The sequence below is a fragment of the Pseudomonas sp. GL-RE-29 genome (genome assembly GCF_019947275.1).
GTDB lineage: Bacteria > Pseudomonadota > Gammaproteobacteria > Pseudomonadales > Pseudomonadaceae > Aquipseudomonas > Aquipseudomonas fluorescens_A.
In genome coordinates, this window is record NZ_JAGYGD010000039.1 from 41,371 (window position 1) to 60,141 (window position 18,771).

The 18,771-nt window shown below is 58.6% G+C and carries 22 protein-coding genes and 1 tRNA gene; 3 read left to right on the forward strand and 20 right to left on the reverse strand.

Features of this window, described 5'->3' with window-relative positions; all coding sequences use genetic code 11:
* Position 1: 1 nt before the first annotated feature.
* From KGB21_RS25185 to trmJ, 14 genes are all read right to left on the reverse strand, one after another.
* Complete coding sequence (locus tag KGB21_RS25185) at positions 2-1,030, reverse strand: helix-turn-helix domain-containing protein (protein WP_223507041.1); 1,029 nt, start codon at positions 1,028-1,030, stop codon at positions 2-4.
* Positions 1,030-1,788 carry a type IV pilus biogenesis/stability protein PilW gene (gene pilW, locus KGB21_RS25190; RefSeq protein ID WP_223507042.1) on the reverse strand — a complete coding sequence of 253 codons (759 nt, stop codon included), beginning with the start codon at positions 1,786-1,788 and terminating at the stop codon, positions 1,030-1,032. The genes KGB21_RS25185 and pilW overlap by 1 nt, the downstream gene beginning before the upstream one ends.
* Before the next feature lie 16 nt (positions 1,789-1,804).
* On the reverse strand, positions 1,805-2,947 hold the full coding sequence (gene rlmN, locus KGB21_RS25195) for a 23S rRNA (adenine(2503)-C(2))-methyltransferase RlmN (protein WP_034150837.1): 1,143 nt from the start codon (positions 2,945-2,947) through the stop codon (positions 1,805-1,807).
* 28 nt (positions 2,948-2,975) lie between these two features.
* Positions 2,976-3,401 (reverse strand): nucleoside-diphosphate kinase, encoded by a 426-nt coding sequence (gene ndk, locus KGB21_RS25200; protein WP_007916882.1) that lies wholly within the window; start codon positions 3,399-3,401, stop codon positions 2,976-2,978.
* 88 nt (positions 3,402-3,489) lie between these two features.
* On the reverse strand, positions 3,490-3,690 hold the full coding sequence (iscX, locus tag KGB21_RS25205; protein ID WP_017123703.1) for a Fe-S cluster assembly protein IscX: 201 nt from the start codon (positions 3,688-3,690) through the stop codon (positions 3,490-3,492).
* Positions 3,691-3,704: 14 nt separating this feature from the next.
* A complete protein-coding gene (gene fdx, locus KGB21_RS25210) occupies positions 3,705-4,046 on the reverse strand; it encodes an ISC system 2Fe-2S type ferredoxin (protein WP_034150838.1) in 342 nt (113 codons plus the stop codon).
* A gap of 2 nt (positions 4,047-4,048) precedes the next feature.
* On the reverse strand, positions 4,049-5,911 hold the full coding sequence (gene hscA / locus KGB21_RS25215) for a Fe-S protein assembly chaperone HscA (protein ID WP_034150839.1): 1,863 nt from the start codon (positions 5,909-5,911) through the stop codon (positions 4,049-4,051).
* A 51-nt stretch (positions 5,912-5,962) separates the two neighbouring features.
* Positions 5,963-6,484 carry a co-chaperone HscB gene (hscB, locus tag KGB21_RS25220; RefSeq protein ID WP_034150840.1) on the reverse strand — a complete coding sequence of 174 codons (522 nt, stop codon included), beginning with the start codon at positions 6,482-6,484 and terminating at the stop codon, positions 5,963-5,965.
* An 8-nt stretch (positions 6,485-6,492) separates the two neighbouring features.
* A complete protein-coding gene (gene iscA / locus KGB21_RS25225) occupies positions 6,493-6,816 on the reverse strand; it encodes an iron-sulfur cluster assembly protein IscA (RefSeq protein ID WP_034150841.1) in 324 nt (107 codons plus the stop codon).
* 34 nt (positions 6,817-6,850) lie between these two features.
* A complete protein-coding gene (gene iscU / locus KGB21_RS25230; RefSeq protein ID WP_007916892.1) occupies positions 6,851-7,237 on the reverse strand; it encodes a Fe-S cluster assembly scaffold IscU in 387 nt (128 codons plus the stop codon).
* A gap of 83 nt (positions 7,238-7,320) precedes the next feature.
* Complete coding sequence (locus KGB21_RS25235) at positions 7,321-8,535, reverse strand: IscS subfamily cysteine desulfurase (protein ID WP_034150842.1); 1,215 nt, start codon at positions 8,533-8,535, stop codon at positions 7,321-7,323.
* A 51-nt stretch (positions 8,536-8,586) separates the two neighbouring features.
* Positions 8,587-9,078 carry a Fe-S cluster assembly transcriptional regulator IscR gene (gene iscR / locus KGB21_RS25240; RefSeq protein ID WP_007903581.1) on the reverse strand — a complete coding sequence of 164 codons (492 nt, stop codon included), beginning with the start codon at positions 9,076-9,078 and terminating at the stop codon, positions 8,587-8,589.
* A 238-nt stretch (positions 9,079-9,316) separates the two neighbouring features.
* Positions 9,317-10,093 carry a serine O-acetyltransferase gene (gene cysE / locus KGB21_RS25245; protein ID WP_034150843.1) on the reverse strand — a complete coding sequence of 259 codons (777 nt, stop codon included), beginning with the start codon at positions 10,091-10,093 and terminating at the stop codon, positions 9,317-9,319.
* Between the two features lie 2 nt (positions 10,094-10,095).
* Positions 10,096-10,866, reverse strand: a complete 771-nt coding sequence (trmJ, locus tag KGB21_RS25250) for a tRNA (cytosine(32)/uridine(32)-2'-O)-methyltransferase TrmJ (protein ID WP_034150844.1) — start codon at positions 10,864-10,866, stop codon at positions 10,096-10,098.
* Between the two features lie 146 nt (positions 10,867-11,012).
* Here trmJ and suhB point away from each other — a divergent pair, with 146 nt between their 5' ends.
* Complete coding sequence (suhB, locus tag KGB21_RS25255; protein WP_034150845.1) at positions 11,013-11,831, forward strand: inositol-phosphate phosphatase; 819 nt, start codon at positions 11,013-11,015, stop codon at positions 11,829-11,831.
* A 248-nt stretch (positions 11,832-12,079) separates the two neighbouring features.
* Here the strand turns inward: suhB and KGB21_RS25260 are convergent, their stop codons facing one another.
* The 6 genes from KGB21_RS25260 to queA all read right to left on the reverse strand — a co-directional run bounded on the left by KGB21_RS25260 (position 12,080) and on the right by queA (position 18,184).
* Positions 12,080-12,631, reverse strand: a complete 552-nt coding sequence (locus KGB21_RS25260) for a glycine zipper 2TM domain-containing protein (RefSeq protein ID WP_034150846.1) — start codon at positions 12,629-12,631, stop codon at positions 12,080-12,082.
* Between the two features lie 119 nt (positions 12,632-12,750).
* Positions 12,751-13,665 carry a protein translocase subunit SecF gene (gene secF / locus KGB21_RS25265; RefSeq protein ID WP_034150847.1) on the reverse strand — a complete coding sequence of 305 codons (915 nt, stop codon included), beginning with the start codon at positions 13,663-13,665 and terminating at the stop codon, positions 12,751-12,753.
* Positions 13,666-13,674: 9 nt separating this feature from the next.
* Complete coding sequence (secD, locus tag KGB21_RS25270) at positions 13,675-15,543, reverse strand: protein translocase subunit SecD (RefSeq protein ID WP_223507043.1); 1,869 nt, start codon at positions 15,541-15,543, stop codon at positions 13,675-13,677.
* Between the two features lie 64 nt (positions 15,544-15,607).
* Positions 15,608-15,946, reverse strand: a complete 339-nt coding sequence (gene yajC / locus KGB21_RS25275; protein ID WP_007916913.1) for a preprotein translocase subunit YajC — start codon at positions 15,944-15,946, stop codon at positions 15,608-15,610.
* Between the two features lie 43 nt (positions 15,947-15,989).
* Positions 15,990-17,105 carry a tRNA guanosine(34) transglycosylase Tgt gene (tgt, locus tag KGB21_RS25280; protein ID WP_223507046.1) on the reverse strand — a complete coding sequence of 372 codons (1,116 nt, stop codon included), beginning with the start codon at positions 17,103-17,105 and terminating at the stop codon, positions 15,990-15,992.
* 14 nt (positions 17,106-17,119) lie between these two features.
* On the reverse strand, positions 17,120-18,184 hold the full coding sequence (gene queA / locus KGB21_RS25285) for a tRNA preQ1(34) S-adenosylmethionine ribosyltransferase-isomerase QueA (RefSeq protein ID WP_060543097.1): 1,065 nt from the start codon (positions 18,182-18,184) through the stop codon (positions 17,120-17,122).
* A gap of 105 nt (positions 18,185-18,289) precedes the next feature.
* On the opposite strand from queA, the gene KGB21_RS25290 reads away from it, so the two are divergent.
* Positions 18,290-18,374 (forward strand) — tRNA-Leu (locus KGB21_RS25290).
* Between the two features lie 160 nt (positions 18,375-18,534).
* On the forward strand, positions 18,535-18,771 hold a 237-nt coding region (locus tag KGB21_RS25295; protein WP_223507044.1), incomplete at its 3' end, for a hypothetical protein.

Below are 18,771 nucleotides of genomic sequence, written 5' to 3' on the forward strand. Positions count from 1 at the left end.
ACTATTGACCCAACTTCAGGCGAGCAGTCTCGCCACTGGTGAACGGAGCAACATCGACTGCCTGACCGTTGTAACTGACCTGCGCGCCACGGGCGTAGCCCAGGCGAACGGCGAACGGCGGCTTGCCGCTGACGGAAACGCTGTCGCCCTTGCGCTTGAGGCCGCTCAACAGCACCTTGCCGGTGCCGTCTGTGACTTGTGTCCAGCAATCGGCAGTAAATTGCAGTTGAACCTGGCCTTGGCCGGCAACCGGAGCAGCTGGCACAGCCGGTGCGGGAGCAGTCGGAGCAACCGGTGCAGTCACAGCCGGGGCTGGAACGGCAGGAGCAGCTGGAGCCGGGGTCGCAGGGGTAGCAACAACTGGAGCAGCGCTATGCGTCGGTGCTGCCGGAGCAGGAGCCGTCGGCGCTACGGCAGGTGCCGCTTCTGGAGCTGCGGCCGGTGCTTCTGTCGAGGTTTCGGCCTGTGGCAATGCCAGGGCGGTTGTACCTTCAGCCTGACCTTCGGCAACGGCCTGATCTTCCGGCTCGTCCAGCGGATGGATCTGGGTGGTGCCGTCAGCGCCTTCGACTTCGACGTGTTCCGGACTCAGGCTAACCAGGTCTTTGGTGCGCAGTGAAGTCTGGTCCTGCCACCAGACAAAACCACCACCAATCACAGCAACCAGCAACAGCAGGCTGACAATTCGCAAAATCGTGTGGGAAACCCGGACCGGTTCTTCGATACGACCCAGGCTATGGACACTGCTTCCTTTGGAATCGGTACCGGTGGATTGGTCGAACTGCTGGACCAGAACGGCCTGGTCCATACCGAGCAATTTGGCGTAGGCACGGATGTAGCCGCGAGCAAAGGTGTGCCCAGGCAGCTTGTCGAAAGCGCCGGCTTCCAGATTACTCAGGGAATTGACGGTAAGGTTGAGCTTGAGGGCCACTTCGGCCAGCGACCAGCCATTGCTTTCGCGGGCCTGGCGCAAGGTCTCACCGGGATTTACGCGATTCGCTGCTACAACTTCAGGATGCGCCGCTTTCATCATTGCTCCGACAGGTATTGCTGATATTCCGGCGTACCGGGATAAAGTCGTTTTAATTGCAGGCCTGCACTGGCGGCCTTGTCGCGATCTTCGAACACTTTTGCAAGCCGAACGCCGAGCAATAGACTACGTGCATTTTGCTCGGCAAGCAGGCTAAAACGATCGTAATAGTCACGCGCGGGCACATAATGCCTGTCTTCGTAAGACAACTCAGCCATTTCCAGCAAGGCGCGAGGTTGTTGACGATTCAAGCGCAGGGCTTTTTCCAGTTGCTGCTGGGCCAAATCACGCAGGCCGAGCATTGAAGCAGTCATACCCAGGTTTTCGAACACTCGCGAACGCTCAGGATACAGGGTATCGGCAGCGGCCTGTTCGAAGCGCTCGTAGGCTTCCTTGTAACGTTTCTGATCGAAAAGAAAACTGCCGTAGTTATTGAGGATGCGCGCATCGGTGGGACGAGAAGACAGCGCCTTGCGGAAGTGCTGGTCAGCCAGTTCCGGCTCCATTTCGGCTTGGAATACCAAGCCCAGTGCCGCATTGGCGTCCGGATCTGCGTCATCCAGCTCCAGTGCTTTTTTCAACGGCACTTTTGCCCGCTCGGTCATGCCTTGCTGCAGATAGCCGATCCCGAGCTGCACGTACGCATCACGCGCTTCGTCACGGCCCTTGCTGGTCTTCATCGGGTTGTAATCACCCGAAAGCACGCAGCCGGAACACAGGCTGGCCAACAGCAAAAGCAGCGCAAAGCGCAGGGACATAGAGATCCTCTCTTAATTATTTCGCGGCGTTCTGCGCTATATCGTTGTCAGCGTTGAGTTCACGCACGGCGATATAACGTTCGCTGCGACGGGTGCGATCCAGCACCTGCCCTACCAATTGACCACAGGCCGCGTCGATGTCTTCACCACGAGTGGTGCGGACAGTGACGTTGAAACCGGCGTGATGAAGCTGATCCTGGAACCGACGAATGGCGTTGTTGCTCGGACGCTCGTAACCGGAATGCGGGAACGGGTTGAACGGAATCAGGTTGATCTTGCACGGAATGTTCTTCAGCAACTCGATCATCTCGACCGCGTGCTCGACCTTGTCATTGATGTCTTTGAGCAAGGTGTACTCGATGGTCAGCACGCGCTTTTCGCCCAGGGACGACATGTAGCGCTGGCAAGACTCGAGCAGCATCTTAAGCGGATACTTCTTGTTGATCGGCACCAATTGGTTACGCAATGCGTCATTCGGTGCGTGCAGGGACAACGCCAGGGAGACGTCGATGTGCTTGGACAGCTCATCGATCATCGGCACCACACCCGAAGTAGACAGGGTCACACGGCGCTTGGAAATGCCGTAGCCCAGGTCATCCATCATCAGGTGCATGGCCGCAACGACGTTGTCGAAGTTCAGCAGCGGCTCACCCATGCCCATCATCACCACGTTGGTGATGGCACGGTCGACGGTCGCCGGGACGCTGCCAAAGGATTTGTTGGCAATCCACACCTGGCCAATGACTTCGGCGGCGGTGAGGTTGCTATTGAAGCCTTGCTTGCCGGTGGAGCAGAAACTGCAATCCAGGGCACAGCCTGCCTGGGACGAAACGCACAAGGTGCCGCGTTTGCCCTGGGGAATGTAAACGGTCTCGACGCAGCTGCCGGACGCCACGCGCACCACCCACTTACGGGTGCCGTCGCTGGAGATGTCCTCGCTGACCACTTCCGGACCACGGACCTCAGCAACAGCCTTGAGCTTTTCGCGCAAGGCCTTGCTGACGTTCGTCATGGCGTCGAAATCATCGACGCCAAAGTGGTGAATCCATTTCATTACCTGACCGGCACGGAAACGCTTCTCCCCGATTGAGTCGAAGAATTTTTCCATTTCCAGCTGAGTCAGACCCAGCAGGTTAGTTTTTACAGTCGATGTAGTCATGGATTCACCTTCACTCTTAAGCCAATGCTTAGCGAGTGGTTACTTCAGTAGCTGCGAAGAAGTACGAGATTTCGCGAGCAGCAGCGGCTTCGGAGTCCGAACCGTGTACAGCGTTGGCGTCGATGGAATCAGCGAAGTCAGCGCGGATGGTGCCGGCAGCAGCTTCTTTAGGGTTGGTAGCGCCCATCAGCTCACGGTTCAGAGCGATAGCGTTTTCGCCTTCCAGAACCTGAACGACAACCGGACCGGAGATCATGAAAGCAACCAGGTCGCCGAAGAAACCACGAGCGCTGTGCTCAGCGTAGAAGCCTTCAGCTTCAGCTTTGGACAGTTGCTTCAGTTTCGAAGCTACAACGCGCAGGCCAGCTTTTTCGAAACGAGTGGTGATCTCGCCGATAACGTTTTTTGCAACAGCGTCAGGCTTGATGATGGAGAAAGTACGTTGAACAGCCATGGTGTAACTCCAGAAACGGTAATTTGCGAAAAATTAAACCCGCGAATTATACGCGGGTTCTTGGGTATTGCCTAACCTGCAGCGTGGCTCAGTCGCGTTCTTCGATCCAGTGGGCCTGAATGGCCTCCAGGATCTTCTCGCCACAATGCTCAGGCTTGTCGTCGAACTCGGGCAGTTCCATCACCCATTTGCGCAGATCGACGAAGTTGACCGACATAGGGTCCACGTCGGGCTTGCTTTCAGCCAGCTGGATCGCGATTTCCAGCACATCAGTCCACTTGAGACTCATGACAATTCCTTGAATCAGTGCGGCGCTTCGGCTGCGTGGTTGAGCGAGTATTTCGGAATTTCGACGGTCAGGTCTTCGGTACCGACCTTGGCCTGGCAACCCAGGCGGGACACAGGCTCCAGCCCCCAGGCCCGATCAAGATAGTCCTCTTCCAGCTCGTCAGCCTCTTCCAGCGAGTCAAACCCTTCGCGAATCAGGCAGTGACAAGTGGTGCAGGCACAGACGCCGCCGCAGGCACTTTCCATCTCGATATGGTGTTCATGTGCCAGTTCGAGGATGGAAACACCCGTCTCAGCTTCCACGACCATGCCGTCCGGGCAAAACTTTTCATGTGGCAGAAAAATGACCTGCGGCATCGTTATTCCTCAATCTCATTCAGGTTGCGCCCCGCCAGCGCGGCTTTCACCGTCGAGTCCAGGCGGCGGGCAGCAAAGGCGTCGGTGACTTGCGACAGACGCTTGGTCTGCTGCTCGATGGCGAAACCATCGGTACCTTTCATCAGTTCGGTGAGTTCCTGCACCTGCGCATCGATAACCATGCGCTCTTCGGCGTCGAGCAAACGCTCGCCATCAGCCTCCAGAGCTGCCTGCACCGCTTCGATCAGGCGCTGGGCATCGACCTGCTGCTCACGCAATACGCGGGCAACCTTGTCGTCATTGGCGTGCTGGAACGAATCCTTGAGCATTTTGGCGATTTCACCGTCGGTCAGGCCGTACGACGGTTTGACCTGGATGCTGGCTTCAACGCCCGAACCCAACTCACGGGCCGAGACACTGAGCAGACCGTCGGCATCGACCTGGAAGGTCACGCGAATCTTCGCCGCGCCGGCCACCATCGCTGGAATGCCGCGCAATTCGAAACGTGCCAGGGAACGGCAGTCGCTGATCAGCTCGCGCTCACCCTGCAATACGTGGATCGCCATGGCCGACTGGCCGTCTTTATAGGTGGTGAAGTCTTGGGCGCGAGCGACGGGGATGGTGGTGTTACGCGGAATCACCTTCTCCATCAGGCCGCCCATGGTTTCCAGCCCCAGGGACAACGGAATCACGTCGAGCAGCAGCAGTTCATCGCCATCGCGCTTGTTGCCGGCCAGGGTATCGGCCTGGATCGCGGCACCAATGGCCACCACTTGATCCGGATCGATTTCAGTCAGCGGCTGGCGACCGAAGGCTTCAGCGACAGCTTCGCGAACACGCGGCACGCGAGTCGAACCGCCAACCATGACCACTGCATGCACATCTTCCAGCTCAACACCGGAATCACGCACCGCGCGGCGGCAGGCTTTAAGGCTGCGCGCGACCATCGGCTCGATCAACGCATCAAAGGCTTCGCGGGTCAGCTCGGCTTTCCAGTCGCCGTGAGCCACTTCGACCGACGAGGCATTGGTCAGCGCTTCTTTGGCAGCGCAGGCCGTTTGTAGCAGTTGACGCTGCGCACCCGGATCGAGATCGGCAGACAGGCCTGCGCTTTCAATGATCCAGCCAGCGATTGCGTGGTCGAAGTCATCGCCGCCCAAGGCGCTGTCGCCACCGGTAGCCAGGACTTCGAAGACACCGCCGGTCAGGCGCAGAATCGAAATATCGAAGGTGCCGCCACCCAGGTCGTAAATCGCGACCAGGCCTTCGGCGTGTTGATCCAGACCATAAGCCACAGCGGCAGCCGTCGGCTCATTGAGCAAACGCAGCACGTTCAGACCGGCCAGTTTGGCCGCATCCTTGGTGGCTTGACGCTGAGCGTCATCGAAATAGGCCGGAACGGTGATTACCGCGCCCACCAGTTCGCCGCCCAAGGTCGCTTCAGCGCGCTGACGCAGAACCTTGAGGATATCGGCGGACACTTCCACCGGGCTTTTCGGGCCCTGGATCGTGTCGATGAACGGCATGTGCGACTCGCCGCCGACAAAGCGGTATGGCAGTTGATCGCCCAATTGCTTGACGTCGGACAGACCACGACCCATCAAGCGCTTGACCGACAGCACGGTGTTCAAGGGATCGGTTGCGGCAGCCAGCTTGGCGGATTCGCCCACTTCGACGCGATCAGCGTGATAGCGCACCGCAGACGGCAGGATAACCTGCCCTTCTGCGTCGGCCAGAGGCTCGGAAAGACCACTGCGCAATGCAGCGACCAGCGAATTGGTAGTGCCCAAGTCGATCCCCACAGCCAGACGACGCTGGTGCGGTTGAGGACTTTGGCCGGGTTCGGCGATCTGCAGTAGGGCCATCGTTATCAGGACTTATCTGTATATCAGGCGTGCGACCGGAGCGGCACTGGGTTAATCGTCGAGGCGCTCTTCTAACTGGCGCACTTCGTAGGTGAGCTTGTCGAGGAACTGCATGCGCCGCATCAGGCGTTCGGCCTGTTCGCGGTGCGCGGCATCGTTCCAGCAAGCTGCGAAGCTTTGGTTCAGTTCATCCTGGGCAGCCTTCAGGCGACGCTTGAAGACGGCAACGCCATTGAGGTCTGCGCTGTCCTGCAGGTCTTCGAGCTCTTCACGCAACTCCATCTGTTGCAGAAGAAACTTCGGATCATGCACCGTGACCTCCAGCGGCAGCTCGCCCCCATTCAAGGCGAGCAGGTAACGCGCGCGCTTGGGTGGACTCTTGAGCGTCTGGTAGGCCTCGTTGAGGCTCGCGGATTGCTCTAGGGCCAACCGCTGCTCACGCTCGGAAGCGTCAGCGAAGCGGTCCGGATGAACACTGCGCGCCAACTCACGGTAGCGCGTAGCCAGCTGATCGAGGTCCAGATTGAAACTCGGTTGCAGCTCAAATAAAGCGAAATGACAAGGAGTACCCACGACAAGCCTCAGATGTTGAAGCTTTCGCCGCAGCCACATTCACCGCGCACGTTGGGGTTGTTGAACTTGAAGCCTTCGTTCAACCCTTCCTTGACGAAATCGAGCTCGGTGCCGTCCAGGTAGGCCAGGCTTTTCGGGTCGATGATCACTTTTTCGCCGTGACTTTCGAACACCTGATCGTCTGCAACCACCTCGTCGACAAACTCCAGCACGTAGGCAAGGCCGGAACAGCCCGTGGTGCGAACACCCAGACGAATCCCTTCACCTTTGCCGCGCCCGTCGAGGGAGCGCCGCACGTGTCGAGCAGCCGCTTCTGTCATGCTGATAGCCATCGGTGACTCCTTACTCGTCGCCAAATCTTGAAAGTCAGATCAAGCCTTTCTTCTGCTTGTAGTCGCGAACGGCCGCTTTGATAGCGTCTTCAGCGAGTACCGAGCAGTGAATTTTCACTGGCGGCAGGGCCAGTTCTTCAGCCAGCTGAGTGTTCTTGATGGTTTCCGCTTCGTCCAGGGTCTTGCCCTTCATCCACTCGGTGGCGAGGGAGCTGGAAGCGATAGCCGAACCGCAGCCGTAGGTCTTGAACTTGGCATCTTCGATGATGCCGGCGTCGTTGACCTTGATCTGCAGGCGCATGACGTCGCCGCAAGCCGGCGCGCCGACCATGCCGGTGCCGACATCAGGATCTTCCGCGTTCATCTTGCCGACGTTGCGCGGGTTTTCGTAGTGGTCGATGACCTTTTCGCTGTAAGCCATGATTCTTAATCCTCACTCATCAGAGAGTCGCTCTTTGAGCCCCGTCACTATCGTGCGCGGGGCCGGTTCGCGGCGACTTGAAATCAGTGTGCCGCCCACTCGATTTTCGAAATGTCGACACCGTCTTTGTACATATCCCACAGCGGCGACAGAGCGCGCAGCTTGGTAACGGCCTCGCAGACTTTCTGCGCGGCGTAGTCGATTTCTTCTTCGGTGGTGAAACGGCCGAAGGTGAAGCGGATCGAGCTGTGTGCCAGTTCGTCGTTGCGGCCCAGGGCGCGCAGTACGTACGAAGGCTCCAGCGAAGCCGAGGTGCAAGCCGAACCGGACGAAACCGCCAGATCCTTGAGCGCCATGATCAGCGACTCGCCTTCAACGTAGTTGAAGCTCAGGTTCAGGTTGTGCGGGACGCGGGCGGTCAGGCTGCCGTTGACGTAAAGCTCTTCCAGGTGCTCGACCTGCTTGTAGAAACGGTCGCTCAAGGCTTTGATGCGCACGTTCTCGGCAGCCATGTCTTCCTTGGCTACGCGGAAAGCTTCACCCATGCCAACGATCTGGTGAGTGGCCAGGGTGCCCGAACGCATGCCGCGCTCGTGACCGCCGCCGTGCATGGTCGCTTCGATACGTACGCGCGGCTTGCGGCTTACGTACAGAGCGCCAATGCCTTTAGGACCGTAGGTCTTGTGGGCGGAGAACGACATCATGTCGACTTTCAGCTTCTGCAGGTCGATTTCGACCTTGCCGGTGGACTGAGCGGCGTCGACGTGGAACAGGATGCCCTTGGAACGCAGCAGTTCGCCGATCGCAGCGATGTCGTTGACGGTGCCGATTTCGTTGTTCACGTGCATGACCGAAACCAGGATGGTGTCGTCGCGCAGTTCGGCTTCGATCATCTCAGGAGTGACCAGACCATCGGTGCGAGGCTCGATGTAGGTGACTTCGAAGCCTTCACGCTCCAGTTGGCGCATGGTGTCGAGGACAGCCTTGTGCTCAATCTTGGTGGTGATCAGGTGCTTGCCTTTGGTGGCGTAGAAATGTGCCGCACCCTTGATTGCCAGGTTGTCGGACTCGGTGGCGCCGGAGGTCCAGACGATTTCACGCGGGTCGGCGTTGACCAGGTCAGCGACCTGACGACGGGCGTTTTCGACGGACTCTTCAGCTTTCCAGCCAAACACGTGGGAACGGGACGCCGGGTTACCGAAGTTTCCGTCGACCAGCAGGCATTCACTCATCTTTTGCGCGACACGCGGATCAACCGGGGTAGTCGCAGAGTAATCAAGGTAAATCGGCAATTTCATGGACTATCTCCTAAATCAGGCTGGCTGGCGTGCCGCTTAGCTCTCTGGCTGTCATTCGACGGCGGACGCTTCAATCTTGTCCAGGCGTGGCGCCTTGCTGTTGCAACGGCGTTGATCCTGACGCTGGGCTACTTCTTGCACCTCACGGCGAGTTACAAGGTCAGCCAAGCTGATACCGCTCAGAAATTCGTGAATCTGCAGGCTCAGATCGCACCACAAGTGGTGAGTCAGACAGGTGTCGCCTTGATGGCAATCACCCTGGCCCTGGCATTTGGTTGCATCGACCGATTCGTTCACCGCATCGATCACCTGGGCGACCTGGATGCCCTGCATGTCGCGGGACAATTGGTAGCCACCGCCCGGACCGCGGACGCTGGACACCAGATTGCTACGGCGCAATTTGGCAAACAGCTGTTCGAGGTAGGACAGGGAGATGCCTTGGCGCTCGGAGATATCGGCCAGGGACACGGGCCCGTGCTGCGCGTGCAACGCCAGGTCGAGCATGGCGGTCACGGCGTATCGGCCTTTTGTAGTCAGTCGCATGGACAATTACCACGGAGTTCGGAATGGGGCGAGTATGCAATTCCCGAGTATTTAAGTCAACTATAAGACCTAGTACTTTAGTCAGGTTTACCCGCAAAAGAGCGGGCGCATGATAGCAAAGGCTGGCGGTGAACAGCCAGTAATACCGAGTCATCGTTCATCGCGAGCAGGCTCACTCCTACAGGGGTACGCATTTCAAATGTAGGAGTGAGCCTGCTCGCGATAAGGCCAACTCGGTCTAGCCGGCCTGACTCTGATCCTTGTCCTTCACACAGGCGAAATCTTCTTCGCGCAACTCAGGCAGATCTTTCGCACAGTAATTACTGCCCAGATCCTTCAACGCCCCGCACATCCCCTCCAGACGGCCATCAACTGCCTGCAGATGATCGAGCAACTGGTTAATGGCGCGCGCCACCGGGTCCGGCATGTCTTCAGTCACGCCGTACGCATCAAAACCAATCTTCTCTGCCATGGCCTTGCGCTTGGCGTCTTGCTCTTCGTCGGGTTTGACGATGATCCGCCCCGGAATACCCACCACCGTGGCGCCCGGTGGCACTTCCTTAGTCACCACGGCGTTGGAGCCGACCTTGGCACCCGCCCCCACAGTGAACGGACCAAGCACCTTGGCGCCGGCACCGACAACCACACCGTCACCCAGCGTCGGGTGACGCTTGCCTTTATTCCAGCTGGTGCCACCGAGGGTCACACCCTGATAAATGGTCACGTCATCGCCGATCTCAGCGGTTTCACCGATGACGATGCCCATGCCATGGTCAATGAAGAAACGACGACCGACCTTGGCACCCGGATGGATCTCGATCCCGGTCAACCAGCGACCGAAGTTCGACACCAGCCGCGCCAGCCATTTCAGGTCTGCGCGCCACAGCATCGCCGACAAACGGTGAATCCAGATGGCATGCATGCCGGGGTAGCAAGTCAGGACTTCAAAAGCGTTACGCGCCGCCGGGTCACGATGGAAAACACTCTGGATATCTTCACGCAAACGCTCGAACATCATTAATCCTTCCGCTTTAGAAGCTCACCACGGGCCGCTTTTTGGGTTTCCGTGAGGATGCCACGCAATATATTCATTTCCGCTCGGCTGACCGAGCTGCGTCCGTACAACCGGCGCAGGCGCGCCATCAAGTGCCGTGGTTTTTCCGGATCGAGGAATTCAATGGCCACCAGGGTTTGCTCCAGGTGCTCATAGAATCGCTCAAGCTCATCCATGGTCGCCAGCTCAGCGCTTTTGACCGATGCCACTTCTTCCTTCTCGACCTTGCTTGGCTGACCTTGGGCCGCCAGCCAGGACATCCGCACTTCATAGCTCAACACCTGCACCGCTGCCCCAAGGTTCAGCGAGCTGAACTCAGGGTCTGATGGGATGTGCACGTGATAATGACATCGCTGCAGCTCTTCGTTGGTCAGGCCGGAGTCTTCACGACCGAACACCAGGGCGATTTCGGCACCCTGCCCTGCTTCCTCGACCACTTTCGTCCCGCATTCGCGGGGGTCGAGCAGCGGCCAGGGAATCCGCCGGTCGCGGGCGCTGGTGCCGAGCACCAGATTGCAGCCGACCAAGGCATCTTCCAAGGTGGCGACGACTTGCGCGTTTTCAAGGATGTCACCGGCACCGGAAGCACGGGCATCGGCTTCGTGATGCGGGAACACACGAGGCTCGACCAGCACCAGCCGCGACAGCCCCATGTTCTTCATGGCACGCGCAGCCCCGCCGATATTGCCCGGATGGCTGGTATTGACCAGGACGACACGAATGTTTTGCAGCAAGGGAGGCGCTCTCGAACACAATAATCGGGAGCAGAATCTTACAGCTCATCCTACCGTTAAGCCATGAAAGCGAACGTCGTCCTTCTCCTGTAGAAACTTTCTGATAGAATGCCCGGCTTTCTTTAACAACCTTAGGTGACACATCCATGCAGCCCATGCTGAATATCGCGCTGCGCGCCGCCCGCAGCGCCAGTGAATTGATCTTCCGCTCCATCGAGCGCCTGGATACCATCAAGGTCGACGAAAAAGACGCCAAGGATTACGTATCCGAGGTAGATCGCGCCGCTGAACAGAAAATCATCGACGCGCTGCGCAAGGCTTACCCGAACCATTCGATCCTGGGTGAAGAGACTGGCCTGCACGCCGGCTCCGGCATCGAAGGCGAAGAGTACCTGTGGATCATCGATCCGCTGGACGGCACCACCAACTTCCTGCGCGGCATCCCTCACTTCGCTGTCAGCATCGCCTGCAAATACCGCGGTCGTCTTGAGCACGCTGTTGTTCTGGACCCGGTTCGCCAGGAAGAATTCACCGCCAGCCGTGGTCGCGGCGCTCAACTGAACGGTCGTCGCCTGCGCGTTAGCGGCCGCACCAGCCTGGACGGCGCCCTGCTGGGTACCGGCTTCCCGTTCCGTGACGACCAGATGGACAACCTCGACAACTACCTGGGCATGTTCCGCGCCCTGGTTGGCCAGACTGCCGGCATCCGCCGCGCCGGTTCGGCGAGCCTGGACCTGGCCTACGTGGCTGCCGGCCGTTTCGACGCCTTCTGGGAGTCGGGCCTGTCCGAGTGGGACATGGCTGCAGGCGCCCTGCTGATCCAGGAAGCTGGCGGCTTGGTGAGCGACTTCACCGGCGGTCACGACTTCCTTGAGAAAGGTCACGTTGTTGCCGGCAACACCAAATGCTTCAAGGCAGTGCTGACGGCGATCCAGCCGCACCTGCCGGCCTCGCTGAAGCGCTAAGCTTCCCGCGACAAAAGAGCACCCTTCGGGGTGCTTTTTTTATGCCCGCATTTCACCCTCGATAACACCCTGACCCCCTGTGGGAGCGGGCTTGCCCGCGATAGCGGTGGGTCAGTCGCCGCATTTGGCGCAGGTGATACGTCATCGCGGGCAAGCCCGCTCCCACAGGTTCAGCAGTGTTTTCTAAGCCGTATTTCAGGCACATAAAAAAAGCACCCCGTAGGGTGCTTCTTTTTAAGCGGTGCTAATTATTGAGCCGGTTCGTTCTGAGACAGGATCAACTTGCCTTCCTTGTCGACCGGAATCTGGTTGCCCGGATCACGATCCATCCGCACTTTGCCTTCCTTGCCATCCAGCGAATAACGCACGTCGTAACCCACGACCTTGTCACTGATGTCATTCACCGTATTACAACGGGTCTGGGTCGTGGTGTAGGTGTCACGCTCCTGCATACCCTCCTGAACCTTATTACCGGCATAACCACCACCGACCGCGCCTGCAACCGTGGCAATTTTCTTGCCGGTGCCGCCGCCGATCTGGTTACCCAGCAAACCGCCTGCCAGCGCACCTACCACTGTACCGGCGATCTGGTGTTGATCTTTCACCGGCGCCTGCCGGGTGACAGTTACATCCTTGCACACTTCACGTGGAGTCTTGATTTGTGTCTTGACCGGCTCAACGGCGAGTACTTGCGCGTACTCAGGGCCGTTATCTTTAACCAGGCTGTAGGTGGCCACAGCACCACCGGCAGTTACACCGACAGCACCCAATACCGCACCAACCAGCATCGACTTGTTCACATGAACCTCCTGACCATCACATGCGGAACATGTCCGCGCTTCTCCCAGCCTTGGAGCATAAAAAAAGGCGCGAGTTCAACTCGCGCCTTTTTGGACTACGCCACTGGAGGAAACTTCCTTCAAGGACGGTCGTCGACTTCCTTATCGGTATTCGCCGGAGGAATCAGGTCTTCAGTGCTCAGGTTCAGCCAGATCAGCACCACGTTCGCGATGTAGATCGACGAGTAAGTACCCGCCAGAACACCGATGAACAGGGCGATGGAGAAGCCGAACAGGTTGTCGCCACCGAAGAACAGCAGTGCGGCAATCGCCAGCAAGGTGGAAATCGACGTCGCCATGGTCCGCAGCAGGGTTTGCGTGGTCGAGATGTTGATGTTCTCGATCAGGTTGGCCTTGCGCAGCACACGGAAGTTCTCACGAACCCGGTCGAATACCACGATGGTGTCGTTGAGCGAGTAACCGATGATCGCCAGTACCGCCGCCAACACCGTCAGGTCGAAGGTGATCTGGAAGAACGACAGGATACCGATGGTCACGATCACGTCGTGGATCAGGGAAACGATCGCACCGACCGCAAACTTCCACTGAAAGCGGAAAGCCAGGTAGATCAGGATGCCGCCCAGCGCCATCAGCATGCCGAGGCCGCCCTGGTCGCGCAGCTCTTCACCCACCTGCGGGCCGACGAACTCGACGCGCTTGACCGTCGCCGGGTTTTCGCCGCCGACTTTCAACAGCGCTTCTGCCACTTGATGGCCTAGCTGCGGATCTTCACCCGGCATGCGCACCAGCAAATCGGTAGTCGCACCGAAGCTCTGCACGATCGCCTCGTGATAACCAGCAGTCACCAGTTGCTCACGCACCTTGGTGACATCGGCCGGACGCTCGTAGGTCAGCTCGATGAGCGTACCGCCGGTGAAGTCCAGGCCCCAGTTCATGCCCTTGGTGAAGACACTGAACAGTGCCAGGACCGTAAGGAACAATGTGACGCCGAACGCAAAGTTGCGAACGCCCATGAAGTTGATTGTACGTAACATGGCAGCCCCTTAAATCCACAACTTCTTGAAGTCACGACCGCCGAAGATCAGGTTGACCATCGCGCGGGTCACCATGATGGCCGTGAACATCGAGGTAAAGATCCCGAGGGACATGGTCACTGCGAAGCCCTTGACCGGGCCTGTGCCCATGGCAAAGAGAATCCCGCCGACCAACAGTGTTGTCAGGTTGGCGTCGAGAATCGCGGTGAATGCCCGGCCGAAGCCTTCGTTGATTGCCCGTTGTACGGTCATACCCGCCGCAATCTCTTCACGGATACGCGAGAAGATCAGTACGTTGGCGTCGACCGCCATACCCATGGTCAATACGATACCGGCGATACCCGGCAGGGTCAGCGTTGCACCCAGCAGCGACATCAGGGCCAGCAGCAGCACCATGTTCACCGCCAGTGCGACGGTGGCGATGATGCCGAAGAAGCGGTAGATGGCGATGATGAACAGCGAGACAAACAGCATGCCCCACAGCGATGCATCGATACCTTTGGTGATGTTGTCCGCACCCAGGCTCGGGCCAATGGTGCGCTCTTCAGCGAAGTACATCGGTGCAGCCAGACCACCGGCACGCAGCAGCAGCGCCAGTTCGGACGACTCGCCCTGGCCGTTCAGACCAGTGATGCGGAACTGAGCACCCAGCGGCGACTGAATGGTCGCCAGGCTGATGATCTTCTTCTCTTCTTTAAACGTCTGAACCGCGACGTCTTTCTCGACGCCGTTGACCATTTGCTTGGTGTAAGTGGTAACAGGACGCTGCTCGATGAAGATCACCGCCATGCTGCGACCGACGTTGCTGCGAGTCGCACGACTCATCAGCTCGCCGCCGTGACCATCCAGACGGATGTTCACTTCTGGCGTGCCGTGCTCGCCGAAGCCAGCCTTGGCGTCAGTGACTTGGTCACCGGTGATGATCAGGCCACGCTCGATCAGCGCAGGAGGACGCTTGCCTTCACGGAACTCGAATTCTTCGGAAGTGGCTTTCGAAGCGCCAGGCTCGGCGGCGAGACGGAACTCAAGATTGGCCGTCTTGCCGAGGATACGCTTGGCTTCTGCGGTGTCCTGCACGCCCGGCAGCTCAACCACGATGCGGTTGGCGCCCTGACGCTGGACTATCGGTTCGGCAACACCCAGCTCGTTGACGCGGTTACGTACCGTGGTCAAGTTCTGCTTGATGGAGTATTCGCGGATTTCCGCCAGCTTGGCTGGGGTCATCGCCAGACGCAGCACCGCCTGACCATTGAGGTCGGCCGGAACAATGTCGAAATCGTTGAAGTTCTTGCGAATGATCGAACGGGCCTGTTCACGGCTGTCTTCATCAGCGAAGCCCAGCTGGATGGCGCCATTGAGTTGCGGCAGGCTGCGATAGCGCAGTTTCTCTTTACGCAACAGGCTCTTGACGTCGCCTTCGTAGACTTTCAGGCGTGCGTCGAGGGCTTTGTCCATGTCCACTTCCAGCAGGAAGTGCACACCACCGGACAAGTCCAGACCCAGCTTCATCGGGTGCGCGCCGAGGTTGCGCAGCCATTGCGGGGTGGTTTGTGCCAGGTTCAGCGCGACGACGTAGTCATCACCCAACGCCTTGCGCACGACATCTTTGGCAGGCAATTGGTCTTCGGCTTTAACCAGACGAATCAGACCGCCCTTTCCGCCAGCGGTCAGCGAAGCTGCCTTGACGTTGATCCCGGACTCTTTGAGCGCAGCGCTCACGCGGTCCAGATCAGCCTGATTGACCTGCAGCGCAGTGCTTGCGCCGCTGACCTGAATGGCCGGGTCATCAGGATAAAGATTGGGAGCGGAATAAATCAGACCGACCGCCAGCACCGCCAGGATCAGAATGTATTTCCACAGAGGGTATTTGTTCAGCATCACGCCGCCCGTTTATGACGCGGGGCGCCTTGCGCGCCCCGTCGATTGAATATGAAGTTGAAACTTAGATCGCTTTCAGCGTGCCTTTTGGCAGCGTGGCGGCGATGGCGCCTTTCTGGAATTTCATTTCGACGGTGTCGGAAACTTCCAGAACAACGAAATCGTCTGCAACTTTAGTGATCTTGCCGGCGATGCCGCCAGTGGTCACAACTTCGTCACCTTTCTGCAGGCTGCTCAGCAGGTTCTTCTGCTCTTTGGCGCGCTTGGCCTGTGGACGCCAGATCATCAGGTAGAAGATGACCAGGAAGCCGACCAGGAAAATCCACTCGAAACCGCCACCCATTGGGCCGGCAGCAGCAGGTGCAGCAGCGTCAGCCATGGCATTAGAGATAAAAAAGCTCATTTAGCACTCCAGTTGCAAATGTTGAATCTTGGGGTCAGAAAACTCAGTCCAAAGGCGGAACAGGTAACCCGCGTTTGGCGTAGAAGGCATCGACAAAGGCGGCCAATGTACCCTGTTGAATAGCCTCGCGCAAACCAGCCATAAGCACTTGATAATGACGCAAGTTATGGATGGTATTGAGCATGCTTCCCAGCATTTCGCCGCACTTGTCCAGGTGATGCAGATAAGCGCGGGAGAAGTTCTGGCAGGTATAGCAATCGCAGGTCGGATCGAGCGGCGAATCATCATGGCGATGGAACGCGTTTCGGATCTTCAGCACGCCGGTATCAATGAACAGATGCCCATTGCGGGCATTACGGGTTGGCATCACGCAATCGAACATGTCCACACCGCGGCGCACACCCTCAACCAAGTCTTCCGGTTTGCCAACGCCCATAAGGTAACGAGGTTTGTCAGCCGGCATCATGCCCGGCAGATAATCCAGCACCTTGATCATCTCGTGCTTCGGCTCGCCCACCGACAGACCGCCGATGGCCAGGCCGTCGAAGCCGATCTTGTCGAGGCCTTCCAGGGAGCGCATACGCAGGTCCTGGTGCATGCCGCCCTGAACGATACCGAACAGCGCCGCCGTGTTCTCGCCATGGGCGTCTTTCGAACGCTTGGCCCAACGCAGGGACAATTCCATGGAAATACGGGCGACGTCTTCATCAGCCGGGTACGGCGTGCATTCGTCGAAAATCATCACGATGTCGGAGCCCAGGTCACGCTGGACCTGCATCGACTCTTCCGGGCCCATGAACACTTTGGCGCCGTCGACCGGGGAAGCGAACGTCACGCCCTCCTCCTTGATCTTGCGCATGGCGCCCAGGCTGAACACCTGGAAACCGCCGGAGTCGGTGAGGATCGGGCCTTTCCACTGCATGAAATCGTGCAGGTCGCCGTGCTTCTTGATCACTTCCGTACCCGGGCGCAGCCACAGGTGGAAGGTGTTGCCCAGAATAATTTCAGCGCCGGTCGCCTCGATATCCCGTGGCAGCATGCCCTTGACCGTGCCGTACGTGCCCACCGGCATGAAGGCCGGGGTCTCGACGGTACCGCGCGGGAAGGTCAAACGACCGCGACGAGCCTTGCCATCAGTGGCCAGCAGCTCGAAAGACATACGACAGGTGCGACTCATACAGTTTCCTCTGGGCCCGATTCTTTAGGGGCAGTCGGCGCAGGATTACGTGTGATGAACATCGCATCACCGTAACTGAAAAAGCGGTAACCGTTGTCGACCGCGGCCTTGTAGGCAGCCATGGTCTCGGGATAACCGGCGAACGCCGAAACCAGCATCAACAGCGTGGATTCAGGCAAATGAAAGTTAGTGACCAGGGCATCGACCACATGAAACGGCCGGCCCGGGAAAATGAAAATATCGGTGTCGCCACTGAATGGCTTGAGCACGCCATCGCGCGCAGCGCTCTCCAGGGAGCGCACACTCGTGGTGCCCACGGCCACCACACGACCACCGCGAGCGCGGCACGCGGCAACAGCGTCGACCACGTCCTGGCCGACTTCCAGCCATTCACTGTGCATGTGGTGGTCTTCGAGCTTCTCTACGCGCACCGGCTGGAACGTGCCGGCGCCAACGTGCAAGGTCACGAACGCAGTCTCGACGCCCTTGGCGGCAATCGCCTCCATCAGCACCTGATCGAAATGCAGCCCCGCCGTCGGCGCCGCCACCGCACCCAGACGCTGGGCGTAGACGGTCTGGTAACGCTCGCGGTCGGCGCCTTCATCCGGGCGGTCTATATAAGGAGGCAGCGGCATGTGCCCGACACGGTCGAGCAGCGGCAACACTTCTTCGGCGAACCCCAGCTCGAACAACGCATCGTGCCGCGCCAGCATCTCGGCCTCGCCACCGCCGTCGATCAGGATCTTCGACCCAGGCTTGGGCGACTTGCTGGAACGCACATGGGCCAGCACGCGATGACTGTCGAGCACCCGCTCCACCAGGATTTCCAGCTTGCCGCCGGAAGCCTTCTGGCCAAACAGCCGCGCCGGAATCACCCGGGTATTGTTGAACACCATCAAGTCGCCGGGGCGCAAATGCTCCAGCAAATCAGTGAATTGACGGTGTGCCAGGGCGCCGCTGACCCCATCAAGGGTCAACAGGCGACTATTGCGACGCTCAGCCAAAGGGTGGCGAGCGATCAGCGAATCAGGGAGCTCGAAAGTAAAGTCAGCAACGCGCATGATGGGGTTCGTCTAGCAGGGCCGGGAAGTCTAGCGGAAATATCAAAAATTCTCCATGTACCTGATTGACCAGCGGTTATCTCATCTCTATACTCCGCGGCCATTGCCCTGATGGCGGAATTGGTAGACGCGGCGGATTCAAAATCCGTTTTCGAAAGGAGTGGGAGTTCGAGTCTCCCTCGGGGCACCAAAATTAAGAAAGGTCTTGCTTAGCAAGGCCTTTTTTTTCGCCTGCGATAATGTGCCTGACACCCCACACACCCTGTGGGAGCCAGCCTGCTGGCGATGCTTTTGCCCCTTGCCCTTCCACACCACCCGCACCGCCGGAACATTTCACAAGGATTCCCCCCATGGAATTACACCTGGAAACCGTCGCCCTCTTCTCCCTCAAACTGGCTTATGAAACGGAAGGTTCAAGCCCGATTTTGCGGGATGATCTGGTCATGGGTGATTACCAGCGGGATGTGTTTGAGCTGCTGGTGCGGCGGGGGGATGTTGAGGCGATTCAGGTGAAGGTGAGTGAGTGTGTGGGGTTGGCGTTGGAGGCTGTTGGGGGTGTGGATAAGCCGTTGGGTCGGGAGTTGGGG

Excerpts from the sequence above, each read along its gene's own strand:
- iscR (WP_007903581.1), bottom strand. The coding sequence starts at position 9,078 with ATGCGACTGACTACAAAAGGCCGATACGCCGTGACCGCCATGCTCGAC.
- iscX (WP_017123703.1), bottom strand. The coding sequence starts at position 3,690 with ATGAGTCTCAAGTGGACTGATGTGCTGGAAATCGCGATCCAGCTGGCT.
- iscU (WP_007916892.1), bottom strand. The coding sequence starts at position 7,237 with ATGGCTTACAGCGAAAAGGTCATCGACCACTACGAAAACCCGCGCAAC.
- secD (WP_223507043.1), bottom strand. The coding sequence starts at position 15,543 with ATGCTGAACAAATACCCTCTGTGGAAATACATTCTGATCCTGGCGGTG.
- hscA (WP_034150839.1), bottom strand. The coding sequence starts at position 5,911 with ATGGCCCTACTGCAGATCGCCGAACCCGGCCAAAGTCCTCAACCGCAC.
- pilW (WP_223507042.1), bottom strand. The coding sequence starts at position 1,788 with ATGTCCCTGCGCTTTGCGCTGCTTTTGCTGTTGGCCAGCCTGTGTTCC.
- KGB21_RS25185 (WP_223507041.1), bottom strand. The coding sequence starts at position 1,030 with ATGAAAGCGGCGCATCCTGAAGTTGTAGCAGCGAATCGCGTAAATCCC.
- KGB21_RS25235 (WP_034150842.1), bottom strand. The coding sequence starts at position 8,535 with ATGAAATTGCCGATTTACCTTGATTACTCTGCGACTACCCCGGTTGAT.
- suhB (WP_034150845.1), top strand. The coding sequence starts at position 11,013 with ATGCAGCCCATGCTGAATATCGCGCTGCGCGCCGCCCGCAGCGCCAGT.
- fdx (WP_034150838.1), bottom strand. The coding sequence starts at position 4,046 with ATGCCGCAGGTCATTTTTCTGCCACATGAAAAGTTTTGCCCGGACGGC.
- cysE (WP_034150843.1), bottom strand. The coding sequence starts at position 10,093 with ATGTTCGAGCGTTTGCGTGAAGATATCCAGAGTGTTTTCCATCGTGAC.
- tgt (WP_223507046.1), bottom strand. The coding sequence starts at position 17,105 with ATGTCTTTCGAGCTGCTGGCCACTGATGGCAAGGCTCGTCGCGGTCGT.
- iscA (WP_034150841.1), bottom strand. The coding sequence starts at position 6,816 with ATGGCTATCAGCATGACAGAAGCGGCTGCTCGACACGTGCGGCGCTCC.
- yajC (WP_007916913.1), bottom strand. The coding sequence starts at position 15,946 with ATGAGCTTTTTTATCTCTAATGCCATGGCTGACGCTGCTGCACCTGCT.
- secF (WP_034150847.1), bottom strand. The coding sequence starts at position 13,665 with ATGTTACGTACAATCAACTTCATGGGCGTTCGCAACTTTGCGTTCGGC.
- rlmN (WP_034150837.1), bottom strand. The coding sequence starts at position 2,947 with ATGACTACATCGACTGTAAAAACTAACCTGCTGGGTCTGACTCAGCTG.
- queA (WP_060543097.1), bottom strand. The coding sequence starts at position 18,184 with ATGCGCGTTGCTGACTTTACTTTCGAGCTCCCTGATTCGCTGATCGCT.
- ndk (WP_007916882.1), bottom strand. The coding sequence starts at position 3,401 with ATGGCTGTTCAACGTACTTTCTCCATCATCAAGCCTGACGCTGTTGCA.